Source organism: Bacillus methanolicus MGA3 (genome assembly GCF_000724485.1).
Lineage (GTDB): Bacteria > Bacillota > Bacilli > Bacillales > Cytobacillaceae > Bacillus_Z > Bacillus_Z methanolicus_A.
The window spans coordinates 1812247-1829176 of record NZ_CP007739.1 but is presented as its reverse complement, the minus strand read 5'-3'; the positions used below and the strand labels follow the sequence as shown (position 1 = coordinate 1829176).

The 16930-nt window shown below is 35.0% G+C and carries 11 protein-coding genes and 3 pseudogenes; 8 read left to right on the top strand and 6 right to left on the bottom strand.

The window, feature by feature from the left end; all coding sequences use genetic code 11:
- The first annotated feature begins 168 nt into the window (after positions 1–168).
- Positions 169–1393 (top strand): annotated as a pseudogene (gene tnpB / locus BMMGA3_RS08830) (IS200/IS605 family element RNA-guided endonuclease TnpB).
- A gap of 726 nt (positions 1394–2119) precedes the next feature.
- Here the strand turns inward: tnpB and BMMGA3_RS08825 are convergent.
- Genes BMMGA3_RS08825 through BMMGA3_RS08815 form a run of 3 tightly spaced genes read right to left on the bottom strand, consistent with a single transcriptional unit; the run spans position 2120 to position 6354 of the window.
- On the bottom strand, positions 2120–3358 hold the full coding sequence (locus BMMGA3_RS08825) for a SpoVR family protein (RefSeq protein ID WP_004434471.1): 1239 nt from the start codon (positions 3356–3358) through the stop codon (positions 2120–2122).
- On the bottom strand, positions 3355–4500 hold the full coding sequence (locus tag BMMGA3_RS08820) for a YeaH/YhbH family protein (protein WP_004434469.1): 1146 nt from the start codon (positions 4498–4500) through the stop codon (positions 3355–3357). The genes BMMGA3_RS08825 and BMMGA3_RS08820 overlap by 4 nt, the downstream gene beginning before the upstream one ends.
- A 27-nt stretch (positions 4501–4527) precedes the next feature.
- Positions 4528–6354 carry a protein PrkA gene (locus tag BMMGA3_RS08815; protein ID WP_004434467.1) on the bottom strand — a complete coding sequence of 609 codons (1827 nt, stop codon included), beginning with the start codon at positions 6352–6354 and terminating at the stop codon, positions 4528–4530.
- Positions 6355–7073: 719 nt separating this feature from the next.
- Here BMMGA3_RS08815 and BMMGA3_RS08810 point away from each other — a divergent pair.
- Positions 7074–8105, top strand: a complete 1032-nt coding sequence (locus BMMGA3_RS08810) for a hypothetical protein (protein ID WP_034669211.1) — start codon at positions 7074–7076, stop codon at positions 8103–8105.
- On the opposite strand, the gene BMMGA3_RS08805 is transcribed toward BMMGA3_RS08810, so the two are convergent.
- The gene (locus BMMGA3_RS08805) at positions 8102–8374 is read right to left on the bottom strand and encodes a hypothetical protein (RefSeq protein ID WP_004434463.1); all 273 of its coding nucleotides are present in this window, start codon (positions 8372–8374) and stop codon (positions 8102–8104) included. The two genes, BMMGA3_RS08810 and BMMGA3_RS08805, sit on opposite strands and share 4 nt — an antisense overlap.
- Positions 8375–8624: 250 nt before the next feature.
- Here BMMGA3_RS08805 and BMMGA3_RS18405 point away from each other — a divergent pair.
- From BMMGA3_RS18405 to BMMGA3_RS08785, 5 genes and pseudogenes are all read left to right on the top strand, one after another.
- Positions 8625–8723 (top strand): annotated as a pseudogene (locus tag BMMGA3_RS18405) (8-oxo-dGTP diphosphatase MutT); the annotation flags it as partial.
- Positions 8719–9678: pseudogene (locus BMMGA3_RS08800) on the top strand (helicase-related protein); the annotation flags it as partial. The pseudogenes BMMGA3_RS18405 and BMMGA3_RS08800, both read left to right, overlap by 5 nt.
- Positions 9679–9776: 98 nt before the next feature.
- On the top strand, positions 9777–11624 hold the full coding sequence (locus tag BMMGA3_RS08795) for a PDDEXK-like family protein (RefSeq protein WP_034669346.1): 1848 nt from the start codon (positions 9777–9779) through the stop codon (positions 11622–11624).
- Between the two features lie 103 nt (positions 11625–11727).
- Positions 11728–12327 (top strand): hypothetical protein, encoded by a 600-nt coding sequence (locus tag BMMGA3_RS08790; RefSeq protein ID WP_004434455.1) that lies wholly within the window; start codon positions 11728–11730, stop codon positions 12325–12327.
- Positions 12328–12795: 468 nt separating this feature from the next.
- Complete coding sequence (locus tag BMMGA3_RS08785) at positions 12796–13647, top strand: CPBP family intramembrane glutamic endopeptidase (protein WP_004434453.1); 852 nt, start codon at positions 12796–12798, stop codon at positions 13645–13647.
- A gap of 247 nt (positions 13648–13894) precedes the next feature.
- Here BMMGA3_RS08785 and BMMGA3_RS18400 read toward each other — a convergent pair whose 3' ends face one another.
- Positions 13895–14029 carry a hypothetical protein gene (locus BMMGA3_RS18400; protein WP_004434451.1) on the bottom strand — a complete coding sequence of 45 codons (135 nt, stop codon included), beginning with the start codon at positions 14027–14029 and terminating at the stop codon, positions 13895–13897.
- Between the two features lie 324 nt (positions 14030–14353).
- Between BMMGA3_RS18400 and BMMGA3_RS08780 the strand changes: the two genes are divergently transcribed.
- Positions 14354–15535, top strand: a complete 1182-nt coding sequence (locus BMMGA3_RS08780; RefSeq protein WP_004434447.1) for a C40 family peptidase — start codon at positions 14354–14356, stop codon at positions 15533–15535.
- Between the two features lie 167 nt (positions 15536–15702).
- On the opposite strand, the gene trpB is transcribed toward BMMGA3_RS08780, so the two are convergent.
- Positions 15703–16869 carry a tryptophan synthase subunit beta gene (trpB, locus tag BMMGA3_RS08775; protein ID WP_004434444.1) on the bottom strand — a complete coding sequence of 389 codons (1167 nt, stop codon included), beginning with the start codon at positions 16867–16869 and terminating at the stop codon, positions 15703–15705.
- Positions 16870–16930: the final 61 nt, after the last annotated feature.

Genomic DNA, 16930 nt, shown 5'->3' with positions numbered 1-16930 from the left:
GAAGATTACCAGCTTTATCATTTCCCGACAGAAGACCCCATTTCAAGGAATGGGAAGGGCGAAGCCCAATGAGTAAGTGGGTGATGAATGTCGGTTGGCAATAGCCAAAACCTTCCTCACTATGCTATAATAGGAACAAATGTTCTTGATTAAAGTGAGGAGAACGTCATGATCGTTCACAAAGCCTATAAATTTCGTATCTATCCAAACAAAAAACAAATGGAACTCATTAACAAAACGATTGGCTGTTCAAGGTTCGTTTTTAACTTCTTTCTAGCTAAGCAGAAAGCAAAGGACGCTTACTGGCATATTTGCGAAGAAATGGTTCAAAATGGTCAGCTTCCAAAGAATAATTGGAAGGGTGAATACTTCAACAAGAAAGAAACCATTAAATCACTTCCCGAATTAAAAAAACAGTATAAATTTTTGAAGGAAGTAGATAGTATTGCGTTGCAAAAATCAGTTGAAAATCTTGCTGACTCTTATGTTCGATACTACAACAAACAAAACAAACAACCTCGATTTAAGTCTAAAAAGAATCCAGTTCAATCTTACACAACGAAACATGTAAATGGAAATATAGCTGTTGAAGGCAACTATATGAAACTTCCTAAACTTGGACTTGTTCGTTTTGCCAAAAGCCGCAAAGTAGAAGGACGTATCCTTAATGCAACAATACGGCGTAATTCTTCGGGCAATTACTTTTGTTTCGCTGGGAACGGAGGCAGAAGTATCTGAATGGCCAAAAACCCGTTCAGCTATTGGGGTTGACGTAGGAATTAAAGATTTTGCTATCCTTTCAGACGGAACAAAGTACTCCAATCCAAAATTTTTCCGCTCCTTAGAGGAAAAATTAGCAAAGGCACAACGGATTATGAGTAGACGAACTGTTGGCGGTGCAAATTGGTATAAAGCTAAAAAGAAAGTCGCCCGCATACACGAAAAAATAGCCAATGCAAGAAAAGATTTTTTAGACAAGGTTTCAACCGAAATAGTCAAAAACCACGATATTATCGGTATGGAAGACATGTCTATATCCAATATGCTAAAGAATCGTCATCTTGCAAAAGCCATTAACGAAGTATCATGGTCACAATTTAAAAGCATGATTGAATATAAAGCAAAATGGTATGGCAAACAAGTTGTGGCCGTTGCAAAAAACTTTCCTTCCAGTCAGCTTTGTTCTTTTTGCGGCTATCAAAACAAAGACGTTAAAAATCTGGGATTGCGTGAATGGGACTGCCCTTCTTGCGGAACCCATCATAATCGAGATATTAACGCAAGTATCAATCTTAAAAATGAAGCCATAAGACTTCTAACCGCTTGGGCGGCACTGTGCATATCGGCGCACTTGAGGATTGTCAGATTCCATTGTTGGAGGAAATTAGTATGATCTTTGACAAAGCCGATATCAAACCAGACATCCCTTATAACATATTGCATTGGATTTGGGCCCACAACGCGATGTCTGTAGGCATTTAGTGCGCATTTTTAAAATATAAAAATATTCGTGATTTCTTAAAAGATCGACAACTATTGAAAAAAGCTTATTATGCAACGCAAGAAGCATTAAAGTTGTGTGAGCGGCGCGGGGTTTCGTTAAAAGATATACCCGAGACCAGTTCATTAAAGATGCCTGTATGGTTCTTCATTCCAATTTTTAGGCTGTTGTATAAATTTAACAAATCGATGCAGCGCTTTACTGCCCATGCCGCTAACAGTGTGGAGGAGTGTCGGTATAATTACAACCATATCCTGGATTCTGCCCGAGAGTTGGGTGTTTCAATACCATACATGGAGGAGTTAAAACAGTATCTGACATAATTGATTTCAGCAACTACTAATATCTTCTAAAATACCTCTCGTTGAAAACTTGTCCAACTAGGATGGGAATGTATTAAGGGATTGTTGGCAAGTGGTTTTTAATTTGCACAATGCCTAGGGCAGAATAAAATTAATTTCCAAAGACTACATTATTAGATTGCCACAAACATTTATTGGTTAAATATAATATTTGTTTTTCAAATGTGAACGTGTTAGTTTAATGAATTTTATTACAAGAAAAAGTCAATCATTATTTTACAAAAAAAGAAAAAAGTGTATACGAATGAATACACTTTTAATTAAAGAAGGTATGATTAAATTGATTATCGTCTGTGATTGACGCAGTAAATTTTTGATTAAAGGAAAATTCAAAGGATTCTTTTTCTAATGTGTAGACAATATCTTGGAAAATCGCATTTTTCGTATGAAGGAATACAGGTTGTTGAATAAAAGGCTCTAACAAATGTAATACTTTTTCACATTGACTAACATCTAATGGTCGTCCTTCGTATGCATGATATAAGTGAAATCCATCTTCTTCAAATGATGCTTCGATATAAGGAAATCCACCGTTAACAAGGTCTTTTAGGAGTTGATTTTTAATCTTCTCTGCGTCCATAGTTGTAATGGTTCCATCGTGATAATCGGAGTCATATAAATACATATTACATCTTTCTGCCACTGCTTCATCAAAATATTGACGAATAAAAGATACGTCGTGGCATTCGCTTCTCACCTCAAATAACTTTTCTATTCCATATAATTCTTCAATGCGTTGGAACATCTTGTATCCTAAAAGATAAGGATTTAATGATGTTGGATTCGCTTTGACAACTCCTGCATGCATTTTGGTGTAATCTAAGATTTCCTTGGCATCTATATTTAGTTCTCGCATTATTCTTGTATGCCAATAGGTTGCCCACCCTTCGTTGATAATTTTTGTGCGTATTTGAGGAAAAAAGTATTGTATTTCCAATTTGACAATCTTAAAAATATTCCGTTGCCAATCATCCATATGGGGGCTATCCTTAATAAGTGTCTCTAATATAGGAATATGTTCTTCGATAGAAAGAGCGGCATCTAATGTTTTTTCTACGATTTCTTCTCCATATTCTTTTTCATATTCTTGAATAATTTCTGCATGACGTTTCATGATGTGTATCATATGTTTATCCGTTGATTGGAATGTAAAATTATTTTTAAAAAAATCGGAGTGTGCCAAGACATGAGCGATAATCAATTTATTTTCTAATAAGCTATTGTCTTCTAACAAATAAGCATAACATGGGTTTGTATTGAAGACTAATTCGTAAATTTTCATCAAACCTAACTTTCTCATTTTTTGTTGTCTGTCAAATTTTTTTCCAAAACTCCAATGTGAAAAACGATAAGGCATTCCGTAGGAGCTTAACGCATACATGATATCGCTTGGTACAATTTCGTAAATCATCTCATAATAATCCAAACCGAAATCATTTGCTAATTGATGAATTTGGTTTTTGGACTTTACTAATTCACTCAATGAATTATTCATTTTGAGCTTCCCCTTTGTTTGTTTTTGGAAAAAAAGAGTTTCAATGCTTGATATATATCTTGGTTTTTTTCTACGATTTGAACTTGTTGTAAATTATCTAACGACTTCAACTCTTTATAAACATTGTTAAGCGTGGAGGGGCGTTGGTTGGGGTTTATTTCAACATATCCAAACATGACGATGTCTTTGCAAAGTTTTTCAATCAGTCTTTTACAGGCAGGGTTATCAGTGGATAAGTTGTCTCCATCGCTTACATGAAATCCAAATATATTATAGGATTCAGGAGGGTACTTTTCTTGAATGATTTCATTCATTAATCGGTAAGCACTTGAACAAATGGTTCCTCCTGCTTCTCCTTTGAGAAAAAATTGATCTTCTGTTAATACTTTTGCTTCTGAGTGATGGCCAATGTAGATGATTTCCACCTGTTTATATTTGGTTTCTAAAAAACGTTTGACCAAAAAATAGAAATTTCGAGCTACGCTCTTTTCAAAAACTCCCATACTCCCAGAAATATCCATTAGCGCAAAAATCACAGCGTTGCCTAGTTCTTTTACATTTTCCACCCATGATTTATATACGATATCTTCCTTTGTTATTTGTCCGAATACAGGATTTCCTTTCATGGCATTTCGTTTTAAATTACGTAGTAATGTCCGCTTTTTATCAATGTTATTTTGCAGCCCGTGAGAACGGACATCTTTGAAATCAAAAGACTCAGTTAAGATTTGATTTACTAGTTCTTTTTTTTCAATAAGAGGCAATTCCAATTCGTCAAATAAACTTTCTTCGATTTCTTCAAAATTCATTTCGATTTCATACCAATCAATTCCTGATTTATCGCTTGCTCCTGAACCTGAACCTACAAGATTGTTTTCGTTTATTGAAAATGAATCTCCCACTTTGGCATTACCATTGCCCATTCCGATTTGATTTTTCGAATCAAAAGCATATTGGATTTTTGGCTGCCGAATGTATTTAATCGGAATTTTTTTAATGCTCTTTTCTCCAGAAATCAAAATTGATTCCTCTCCGATCATGTCGGAGAGGTTTTCTTGAATGGCTTTTTTTATTTTACGTTCGTGTTTTATTTGGTCGAAATGGGGATTTTGATAATGACTCCAATTTTTTTTGCTAATCATTTACCTCACCTTTTTATTTCAAAATGGTCAACTCATTCCGGTCATGGCACAAAAACGATTCAATAGGTTCATTGCCATGTCTAATGAACAGTTCTTTTCTTTGCTGTATTTTTCAGCAATATCATACAGTTTGTTAGAATCAGTAGATAGAAATTTCATGGTTTGTTCCAATACTAATTTCTCAACGCCTGATTTAATAGGGCTTAGTAATTTATAATACGCCATATCGTTATTTCCTTGTTTTTTCATGTTTTCAGTTTTACGATAAATTTCTTCGCGAAATTCTCTTCTTTCTACATTGGAAATGCCGATAATATCTTCAATTTCTTTTAAGATTTTTTCGTCGCCTTCACCGTTTTCAATAAATTTAACAAGTTCTTTGAAATAATTGGCTGCAAAAGATTGAGCAAAGTCTTCGTTGTAAGAAAAGATAAGGTTAGTAAACGTTTCTTTTAATTTCTCTTCATATTTTTTAATGGTGTTTTGTGCCAATTTTTCGTAGAATTCTTTTTCGTCCTTTTTTAAACCAGGTAATTCGTATAATCCATCTAAAATGGATTCTAACAGATGAAATTCATCGACAATTCCATTCTGGCAAATGATGCTGCTAGAGATGCGATTGATGATATAACGAGGGTCGATGCCAAACATTCCATCTCTAGGATATTGTCTCTGGATATCTTTAAATGTTGTTTTTTTATTTTCTTCATGATTGTATACTTGTAGACGAACATCCGTGGGAATCGTTTCGTTTTTGTGTTCCAACCGTGTTGAAATGCTGAAACTAGAAACGGCTTCTAATGCATTTGGCGAAAACTCTACATTTAAATTAGGATGTTTAATTGCTTTAAGATAAATGCGTTGTTCTTCGTTTATGGATAAGTTGTATGGGACTTTCACAACAATCATACGTGAGATGAGAGCTTCATTTTTTTTGTTTTCAACAAACGAGCGATATTCTGTTTCATTGGTATGAGCAATAATTAATTCATCAGCATGAATGAGAGAGAAACGTCCGGCTTTGAAATTCCCTTCTTGTGTCAAGGACAATAGATGCCATAAAAATTTTTCGTCGCATTTTAATATTTCTTGAAACTCCATTAACCCTCGATTGGAAATGTTTAATTCTCCGTCAAAACGATATGCTCTTGGGTCTGATTCTGACCCATATGTTGTGACGGTTGAAAAGTCAATGCTGCCAATTAACTCGGAAATATCTTGTGACTTAGGGTCAGAAGGTGAAAAAGTGCCAATCCCTACTCGTTCTTTTTCAGAAAAGAAAATTCGTTCGACTTCTACATCTAAGATTTTTCCGTTGTATTTTTCTTTTACCATTGCTAGGGTATATGGATTTAGTTCTCCTTCGATTTTAATATTCATTTCTTGTTCGAATTCTTTCCGTAAATGATGAGGTAAAAGTAAAAGAGGCTCTTGATTCATTGGACAACCTTTAATCGCATAGACAGCACCTTCTTCTGTTCGTGTATAAGCTTCTAAACCTTTTTTCAATAATGTCACAATGCTGCTTTTACCGCCGCTGACAGGACCCATTAATAATAGAAGGCGTTTTTTTACATCTAAACCGAATGCGGCGGGTTTGAAATAATCTTCAACCAAGCGTTCAAAAACATGTTCTAATCCATAAATTTCATCATTGAAGAATTTGTATATTTTTTGACCTCTGCTATTTTCTAATATTCCGCTTGACATAATCATGTTGTAAATTCGGGAGTGAGCGTTTTGAGCAATGTAAGGGCGTTCTTTGACTAACTCCAAATATTCAGCAAAAGTGCCAGTCCATTTCAACTCATCATTATTTTCTTGATACTTCTTTACTTTATTTATAAAAGACATGTTTTTCCAACTCCTTAGTAGTTCTTTAAATTTCAAAAAAATGATTATATCCACCGATATTCGATAGAACTGAAAACTAGAAAACACAACGGACTTTCTCGTTGTGCTAAGAATCTAGGTGTAAGGGTTATGATTTTTGAAAAAAGAACAGTTAGTTTGTAAGATCAACAAAATATTAAAAAAGAGAATAAATTTTCTTATAAAAGTGCTTGCTATCGATGACGATTTTTGATATTATTACAAGGTAGAAATTTCTATAATGCTTAGTCATCATTTTCTTTATTTACTAAAAATTATTGCCAACTATATCTTTTTATAAAACAATTCATTTCCAATTTTAATCAAATTGTAAATTTTATTGTTTATCAACTATCCTTTATTTAATACATATTCGGTAATAATTAACTATTTATGTCGTATAAAGGGATAAGATTTTTCAATTGTTTATAATCGGTTTTTGTATATAGAAAACACCATTGGTATAAGTAAAACCAATGGTGTTTTTGTTGTGTATTTTGGAATAAAATTCAACTATTTATTTTTATTACGATATCTCTAAAATAAAAATTATCGATATAATTTTACTCGATGCAGCAGGATATTGATTTAGTACTGACTATAACGGGATTGAAACATTATTCATTTGATGATAACGCTTTTGCCAATTTCTAAGTTCCGAAGGCAAGTAATTTGATTATTAAAATGCAGCAGGAGGCAAGGTGGAATCAGTGGCCGGCAAAGAACACATTTTGAAAATTTTAGACAACGAGATTTCTAAATTGATTCTGTCTTATGAAAAGGAGATATATGAACTGACAGCAGAAAAGGATCAGCTGCTTCATCAAGTGATGGAGCTGGAACTAGAGAATCAAATGCTCCGTGAAAAGTTGACGTCAACACCAAAAAAGGAAACAAACATTGATGTTAGGAAATTTATTGAAAAACTAAGCGGCGGGGTTACATATGACATCATTGATGAATGGTGCTTGTCAACGTCGGTCGTTGATGCAATTTTTTTGCTGGCTTCATGCAAGAAGCTTTTTGAGGATAAAGATTATGAAAAGGTTTTTTATATTCTTGAATTACTCGGGCATAATCCGAATCCTTTATTGCATGAAGATGCGGAAGTGCGAAAGCTCTTCTGGGATATCATCGGTCTAGTATTAGCTGGTGATTTTAAAAATTATGAAGCAGAGTTTGATGGTGTTTACAGTTTGTTTTTAAACCTGTTGATGACTTTATCCACTACAAAATTAAAGGATTCGATTGTTGAACATTTAAAGCATTTTTACACAGATATTTTAGATAATGTCTTATATTTAAATAATCCTGAAATAATTAATGAGTTGTTGAGGCTGTTCCTTATATACGGAATGGAGGATGAACTTCGCGAAGCTTTACAGCAAATTGTAGAAGTTGAATGGGAGTTTTTAGACAGCTCTATCAATGAGAAAGAATTTGTTTTCATTTTATGGTATGCTTTTCTTTATAATTTCGATCAGCAGTTGATTGACAAGGCGAAGGAAAGTTTGCAATGGTTAAAGGAAAGTTGTGATGAATTGGCTTTATATTTTTGTATACATGAGAGTGTCAACTTACAACGTTATCCAGAAGGTAATACATACAGACAGTGTATTCAAAAATTGAAATCAACAGAAATTCTCACCGAACTGGAGAAGTCAAAAATTCTGCAAAAGGTGGAATTGATGTTAAAACCGTTATTGGCAAGACCTGTTCCGCCAATCATTTAGTATACGTTTCCGTCTATACATGCTACATCCGGATAATTCACACCGCAATCAATAAAGGAAGCAAAAAGATATTTGCCACTTAGCAATTCTTGATAAAAAACATCAATACTACTATTTTCATATTCCTCAACACAAACATCAAAATCAAATTCCTCAATATTTTCCACTGCAAATACAGGAACATTTAAAATATTTTTCCCATGTTTTGATGTTTCTTCTAAAAATTTTTTCAGATCAAATTGTTCTAATGAAAATGTGAGTTTTTTCATCTGTTTCCTCCAGGTGTAAATTTAGAAAATCAAAATGTTTCTATACAAATATAACTATTAAATCTAATTTTTTAAACAACTTTAATGAATGTTTTTCAAAATTAGAACAAAGTAGGAAGGAGAACTTGGACTTCCAGTAAGTCTAGTGATTGAAGCAAAAGAATATTATCCTTTATAAACTTGTGGCGATCCATTCAAATGGTTTGTTAAAATTAACGAGAAAATGACAATAAAAAAGGAGCAAGTTGCCGTGAAAAAAACAGTTCGTGTCGTTGGTGCGGTCATTCATAATGAGCAAAATGAAATTTTGTGTGCTCTGCGCTCTCCGGAAATGTCATTACCAAATCTTTCAAGCTGGAGAACTTGATGTCATTTTTACAGTAGATTTATTTAATGAAGGTGTGGATATCCCAACTGTTGATACTTTATTATTTGTGCGTCCGACGGAATCATTAACTGTTTTTACACAGCACATCGGCCGGGGACTGCGTCTGCACCCGGGGAAAGAGCATTGTGTCATTATTGATCTTATAGGAAACTACCGAAATGCTGATATTAAGCTAAGTTTATTTGATACTGAACCAAATGATACAAAATCAAAAAGAATTGTACCGAAAGTTCCGGATTTTTGTGAAATCGATCTTGATCTTAAAGTCATAAACTTATTGGAAGAAATGGCTCGAAAAAGACAGCCGAGAAGAGAAAAACTGTTCGAAGACTTTATGAAGCTGAAACAGGAGTTGGGCAGAAGACCAACTTATTTGGAGCTTCACTTGAAGGGAGCTTCAGATTCAGCTCAATACCGGCAGGAATTTAAGACTTTCTTTGGTTTCCTGCATTGGGCAAATGAGCTTTCAGATAAGGAGAAGGAAGTTTTTAGCCGATATGAAAATTGGCTGATTGAAGCCGAAAAAACTTCGATGTCAAAAAGCTATAAGATGATTGTTTTACTATGTATGCTTGAGCGTGGTCCTTCAAATTGGTATAAGCCAATCAGTCCAGTAGAAGTGGCGCCATTTTTTCACCATTATTTAATGGAAAAAGAATACCGGAAACGAATTGATTTTTCGGATAAAGCATCCACAAGGTTATGGGAATATAATGAAGACGCTGTCAGCAAACTGATTGCAACGATGCCGATGGCAAAATGGAGCAGCAGTTCTAAAGGATTGGTATCTTTTGAGAATGGGATTTTTCAGTTAAATTTTGATGTGTTGAAAGAAGATGAAGAAATTCTTTATGATTGGACGAAGCAAATTTGCGAATACCGGCTGCATGTACATTTTGAGAGGAAGGCGAAGTAATAATTTCAAAAAATTCATTTTGATTCAAGGTGAATTGGATATTAGATGCAATGCACCCCATTTATAGACGAATTTGAATAAGGGAAGGTTTAGACATGATGGACTACAACTATGAAATTTTATCTTTATTGGATAATTCTCTCGAATTTGAAAAATTACATAGTAAATTTAGCCGTTTTAATCCTTTTAAAATATTGCGTGTCGATCAATTTGAGATTCGGCATTCAAATGTTCTTTCTTGGCTTTTGAATCCAAATGACAATCATAATCTCGGATCGTTCTTTGTGAAAAAACTATTAGCAAAAACGTTTGTCAAAGCAGAGAATGAGAATTTGCTGGGCAGGTACAATTTAATTCAGCTTCACAAACATTCGTTTCATGATTTAGAAGTATATCGCGAAGTTCAAACATCCAATAATAAACGTATAGATATTTTGGCAGTTTCAGAATTACAGAAAGTTGTTATTTTAATCGAAAATAAATACAAGTCTTCAGAGTCCGATGGCCAGTTAAATAACTACTTAAGCTTTGTCCGTCAAAAATACAGCGGATATACGATTATTCCTATCTTTTTAAGCTTGGACAGCTCCGTTCCTACGAACAAAGAGTACTTTATTTTGGACTATCATGATATTTTAGATATTTTGAAAATATATATGGATGTGAATGGAGATCAAATTTTTCATCCGATCAAAGAATTTATCAACTACTATATTTCTATACTAGAAGACGAGCTGATCCGTGATGAAGAGGATATTGAATTAGCTCTTCAAATATACAAAAAACATAAAGATGCCATTGATTTTCTATATGCGGTACACAATGAAAAGGCTGATAAGTTTATTAGCAGCGAAGTGTTAACACAAGTTGCGGCCCTCAGCCCTGAAGATAAAATCGCCATCGATAAAATTTATTTGGACCATCAAGAAACGATTAATTTTATATATACGGTCGGAAACAGTATAATCAGGGAAGCTTTCTTAGAGTTTGTTCTTCAAAATGAAATCCCTGATAATTGCTGGCGCGATCATATAAGAGTACCTTCCTTTATTTTTCCGGAATGGAGACAGCTTGATGAAATATTAGGTGTTCCCAAAGAGGAATGGTGGTTGAACAATGCCTTTATTATTTGGTTTGAGCGGATTTGGGACAACAGATTGAAGCTTACAGTCGAGGTTGGACCATTGGATTATGAAGCGAGATTAAGACTTCTCAATACACTGGAAAGGAAAGGTGTCAAAATAAAGGAAAAATCGAAAGAGCAAGGAGCTATGTACACCAGAATCTATACTTCAGCAATAAAAGTTGAAAATTGGGCTGATAAAAAAGAAATTGTAGAGGCAATGAACCGGCTTTACAATAAGGAGGATTTTTACTCAATTTGCACAGCCATTTCCGGAGCCATTCATGAGATTGTTTATGGGCAAAATTCCGATGATGAAATGATTCATACAGAAAATACTGGTGAAAAAGAAATACTCGCAAAATCATTTGAACAATTTATGAAGGAACAGGGAATTCAAGAGGGATGTTACAACGTCCACCATCGCTTGCCATCGTTTATTTTGCCAGAATTCAGAGTATTAGAGCAATCTTTCGGAATTCCTAGATGGAATTGGTGGCTAAATAATTGTTTGATAATGTGGTTTGAACGTTTGAAAGATAATCGTTTAAAGTTTACTATAGAAGTTGGACCGCTTGAATCTGATAAAAGAATAGAATTCCTCAATAGGTTAGAAGAAAAAGGAATAAAGATAAACCCGAGATCCAAGCTGCCTGAGGCATCATACACAAGAATATTTTCTGGAACCCATGAAATTCTAGACTGGACTGATGAAAAAGAAATCATAACTGCAATGAACAATCTTTATAGCAATAGTGAGTGTAAGAAAGTGATTCTTGCAATCAATGAAATTGCTGAAGAGATAACCACTTTGATAAGGTAAGTTTTAATAATTGAATCGCAGAATATGGATCTGGAAGAAAGGAAAATCATCAGAAGTTCCAGTGATTTTCTTATGCTATTAAAATGATATTGGGGGATTAGAATTGGTTTGGCTCTTTTTACTGCTTTTTGCAATATCCTTCTTAATGGGGGTTTTTGATATTCCTCAATGGATTTTTCTGTTAGTGTTTATTCCTTTTGCTTTAACTCTGCTTTACAGGTCATACTATCTTGTCTTTTTTGAAAAAGACGTCAACAAAATCATGAATTTCTTAAAAAAATCGAAACAAGCGAACTATCAGTTTATTTACCATTTATTTAATGATGATGTAACAAAGGCTGAAAAAGAACTTCTTCGGATCCGTTCAAGTCAATTGAAAATAATTTCTTATTTGATCCTGCTTTCGAAACAAAAACGGTACAATGAAGCAAAAGAGCTGCTTCAGCAAATGAAAGAAAACGTTCATAAGTGGTATTATGGTGCAGCCATTGCCCTTCAACTAGGCGATCACAGTACTTATCAGCAATACAAAGCAAAAGTAAAGGATCCGGTTTATCGAACTTGGCTTGAAGCAGAGGAAAGAGTACACGAAGGAAAGAAAACGGAAGCGCTGAATATGCTTGACGAACAAATACCAAAGCTAAGAGGCCTCAAATTGCTTTCTGCGATTCAATATAGAAAAGAAATTAGAGAGGAAAGATAAGACACTAATTTAGAAGAATCTAAGACATTTTTTTTGTGCAGAAAAAGAATAAAATTATTTTACTAGGTCAATGGAGAGATAAGAAAGGATCGATTGTTTCATTAATGACAATCGATCCTTTTGGTTATTTTATATACAAGCATCTAGAAAAGGTTCCTCATCATGTGATCATTATTACAAATGACGCTAAAAAAGACTTATTCGTACATTCTTGTCTATTTTTAACATCCCGTATTGCTCTGCACAATTTTCCAACAGGCAACGCACTTGGAGATTTTCGGAACAGCTTTACGCACATCTACAAAACTATTTTTCATTTTAGAGTATATATACATATCTAACCCAAAAAACATATTATAAGATTTGTAAATCGGTATATTGTGAACGATAGGGCCATTGTGCATTCATTTTAAGGCTGCCAGCTTTGATATTGCTTCGCGAACCTTAAAAAGGGAGGAGCTATTACTCATGCACTGGGGAAAGGTTGTTATACATTGTTTGATGTTGATTATTTTGTTTTTGTTAGCTGCCATTTTTGTGAATCCCTTGACGGATGGGATTGAAAACGGTACGATGCGGGTTGCGGTCAAAGAACTTCTACGTATTGGATTTACTGTAGGACTGCTATGGTTGTATGCGCGGCTGTTCTTTAAAAAATCGAGTGGATACTTTCGTATTCATAAACTGTTCGAGACGGATAAAATATGGGTCTTTGTTGGCTTGGCAATGCCACTTACAGTAATAGCATTTTATCTGCTCACACAATTCGTCGTTTTTGAAAAGCAAGAACATTTTCATATTGAATCTGCGTTAGCGTTTATCACTGTCTCGTTCATAATGGCATGCTCTGCCGGGGTGATTGAAGAGATTTTGTTCCGCGGATATTTGTTTAAGCTAATCGAAGACAAATGGAATGCGATTACCGCCGTTTGCATCACTTCTATCTTGTTCGGCGCCCTTCATTTACTTACTGTGAATGGGCTGAAGTTGGTTGATGTGTGCTTGGTACTTATCGCTGGCAGCTTGGTTGGCATTATGTTTTCGCTTATTGTTTATAAGACGGGGAATGTATGGAATGCAGTCGTGGTGCATATCATTTGGAACTTTTTTATGAACTCCCAAATGGTGCAATTTGCTCCTGTGGCTGACAGAAGTCATTCTTCGCTTGTGATGCTCAGGTTAAAATCGGACAGTGTTTGGATAACGGGCGGTACATTTGGGATCGAAGTTGCTCTTCCTGTTGTCGTGCTATATGTACTCATTATCTGCTGGATCGGATTTCGCAAAACAAACGTTAGAAGGAATACTTTCACTTTTTAAGGAAAATACAGCAATTATTTTTTCAACAATTGAACTAAACCAACTGTTTTAATTGGAACACTTGAAAAAGTAACTGTTTTGCATTGATGCTTGACGAGCAAATACCAAAGCTAAGAGGACTCAAATTTCTTTCTGCAATTCAATATAGAAGAGAGATTAGCGAAGAAATGATAAGATATTAATATAGTCAATGGTTAGAGATAAGAAAGGATCGATTGTTTCATTAATGACAATCGATCCTTTCTTTTTATTCTGATTTATTTTGTAAATCTTTTTTTGTGATCTCACTTCGAATATTGGTTTCTTTTGAGAATTCAGATTCTTGCTTTTGGTTATTCGGGTATTTATTTTTTCGTTCCCGATTATCATTTCGGTTTGTCAAATTTTTTGCCTCCTTTCGATTTGATTCAAATTTATTTTGCGCTTTCAGGTGTTTTTTATAACAAAGTCAATTTTTTTCGAAAAGTAATCAATAACCTCGGCACATTTAAAAAACAAAGAACGGTTTAATCTAATTGTAATGTTCCTATTACTGTAATGACAAAATAGAGTGATATACTTCAAAAAGTACAAAACAGTCTGAAAATTTTTGTGAATGAATCATGATTGATTGTGGATTTTGATATTTCGGTGAGTGTTTTAACTTTTGTTGGCTATGAATCTGTAAATCTTTTTGCTTTCACAAAAGAGAAAGTAGGTGCAATGATTGATAAAAAAAATGATGATGCTGCTGTGCACGGCAATAATGCTTGCAATGGGATTTATGAATCCACTTGTACAAGCAGAATCCGTTAATTACTTGGAAAATCTAAAACCGGAATTGAAGGGACAGGTTCAACCAATCATATCAAAGTCAGATCAAGAAGTTCCCCAAGTTAAAAATGAGCTTTCGGGAATAAATTATCAAATACAGAAAGTCGATCAGGCAATACGAGATAATAAAAAAATGATTGTGCAAGCAGAAGCAGATATTATTGAAACAACTTCAGAAATCAAACAGCTTAAAAAAGAGATTGTTGAATTAGAAGAAAGAATCGCTAAACGAAATGAAATATTAAAAGAACGTGCAATTTCTTATCAAGCAAGCGGCGGTGGTGATGTCAGCTATTTGGAAGTGCTGCTTGGTTCTGAGAGCTTTAGTGATTTTGTAGACCGGGCAGGTGCAGTGGTTATGATTGCACAAGCAGACAAGGAGCTTTTGGAACAGTACGAAGATGAAAAAAGGGATCTTAAAAACAAACAAGATTCATTACAACACAAACTTACTGATTTGACTGAAAAGAAAACTGAGCATGAAGGAATGCAGGCTCAACTCGAAGAGCAGCAAAAACAATACAATTTGAGAAAGGAACAACTTGCAAAAAAAGAAGAAAAAAAGATTGCTTTAAAGGTTGAATCTCATATCAAAGCTAGTCATCTTACGGTCTCCAAGCAAATTTTAGATAATTCGGCCAAAGCAACAGACGTATCTGCTGCGCCGAATACGAATCAAGGAACGAATGGAAACAAAAACAGTGTCATTACAGCAGGCTATAAATATATTGGAAATTCAGTCTATGTCTTTGGCGGCGGAAGAACCGCCTATGATATTGCGAATGGAAGATTTGATTGCTCCGGTTTCGTTCATTGGGCATTTTCACAAGCAGGCATCAAAGTGGGTTCCAGTACCGATTCCTTAAAAAATTCAGGGCGTCAAATTTCAGTAAACGAAATGCAGCCGGGAGATCTCGTTTTCTTTGATACATATAAAAAGGATGGACACGTTGGCATTTATATTGGAAACGGGAAATTCATCGGATCACAAAGCTCTACCGGTGTAGCCATTGCTGATATGTCAAACGGTTATTGGAAACAAAAGTTCAATGGACGCGTCGTTCGAATCTCATAAAAATCATCAATATTCACATTTAATCCAATGTCATACATCCGCTATTGAATCCTGTAAGTACATTGACGAATTTGGATGGAGGCAAAACAGTCTTTCTGTGGAATGAAAATGCAAAAAAACCGCCTATTCGGGCGGCTTTTGTGTTATCAGTATGTCATGAAACAAAATTATTTTTTTATCATGTTAAATACTTGTTCTACGTCTTTATCACCGCGGCCGGATAAATTGACTATTATGGCATCGTCTTTGGAGAGTTCTTTTGCCAATTTAATAGCATAGGCAATTGCATGGGAACTTTCCAAAGCCGGGATAATTCCTTCTGTTTTGGATAACAACTGAAAAGCTGCTAACGCTTCTTGGCCAGTAACGGTCACATATTCAGCTCTTCCCGTTGCTTTCAAATAGCTATGCTCCGGTCCGACACCAGGATAATCCAAACCAGCTGCAATGGAATGAGTAGGTTTAGGCTGCCCATTTTCGTCCAGCAGCGTTAAGCATTTAAAACCATGAATTACAGCTGGAACCCCTTCAGTTAAAGTAGGAGCTTCACTTGGTTCGACACCGATTAAACGGACATTTGGTTCATCAATATAGTGGGCAAACGCACCAATAGTATTGCTTCCTCCACCAATACAAGCGATTACTGCAGCAGGGAGCTTCCCTTCTTTTTCGAGAATTTGCCGTTTCGATTCTTGGCTTATCACAGATTGAAAATGTTTTACCATGGTTGGATATGGATGTGGCCCTACAGCCGACCCTAATAAATAAAACGTATTTTGATAGTTTTGAACCAGGTCATTTAAAGCTTCATCAACAGCATCTTTTAGCCGCCCTTGCCCTTTTTCAACCGGAACTACTTTCGCACCCAGCAGTTCCATTCGAAACACGTTGAGTGCTTGACGTTCTGTGTCTGTTTTCCCCATATAAATCACACATTCCATTCCGAACATGGCACATGCAGTAGCAGTGGCGACACCATGCTGACCTGCACCTGTTTCAGCAATAATCCGCTTCGCTCCCATTCGTTTCGCTAATAGAATCTGTCCGATTGCATTATTGATTTTGTGAGCGCCGGTATGATTTAAATCCTCTCTTTTTAAATAAATCTTCGCTCTGCCAATTTGTTTTGTTAAATTTTCTGCAAAAGTAAGCGGATTTTCCCGGCCAATATATTCTTTAAGATAGAACGCAAATTCTTCTTGGAATTCCGGATCATCCTTATATTTCAAAAATTGTTCCTCTAAGTGGTTTAATACATGTTGAAGTTCATTTGGTACAAAACTTCCTCCAAACTCCCCAAAATACCCTAATTTTACTCTGCTCATACTAGTCATGCTCAACTCGTCTCCTCTAAACTTTATTAACTCAGTTAACTGAGTTGAAATCATTATATCG

Excerpts from the sequence above, each read along its gene's own strand:
- BMMGA3_RS08825 (WP_004434471.1), bottom strand. The coding sequence starts at position 3,358 with ATGAATAATTCATTGAGTGAATTAGTAAAGTCCAAAAACCAAATTCAT.
- BMMGA3_RS08820 (WP_004434469.1), bottom strand. The coding sequence starts at position 4,500 with ATGATTAGCAAAAAAAATTGGAGTCATTATCAAAATCCCCATTTCGAC.
- BMMGA3_RS08815 (WP_004434467.1), bottom strand. The coding sequence starts at position 6,354 with ATGTCTTTTATAAATAAAGTAAAGAAGTATCAAGAAAATAATGATGAG.
- BMMGA3_RS08805 (WP_004434463.1), bottom strand. The coding sequence starts at position 8,374 with ATGAAAAAACTCACATTTTCATTAGAACAATTTGATCTGAAAAAATTT.
- BMMGA3_RS08795 (WP_034669346.1), top strand. The coding sequence starts at position 9,777 with ATGGACTACAACTATGAAATTTTATCTTTATTGGATAATTCTCTCGAA.
- BMMGA3_RS08785 (WP_004434453.1), top strand. The coding sequence starts at position 12,796 with ATGCACTGGGGAAAGGTTGTTATACATTGTTTGATGTTGATTATTTTG.
- trpB (WP_004434444.1), bottom strand. The coding sequence starts at position 16,869 with ATGACTAGTATGAGCAGAGTAAAATTAGGGTATTTTGGGGAGTTTGGA.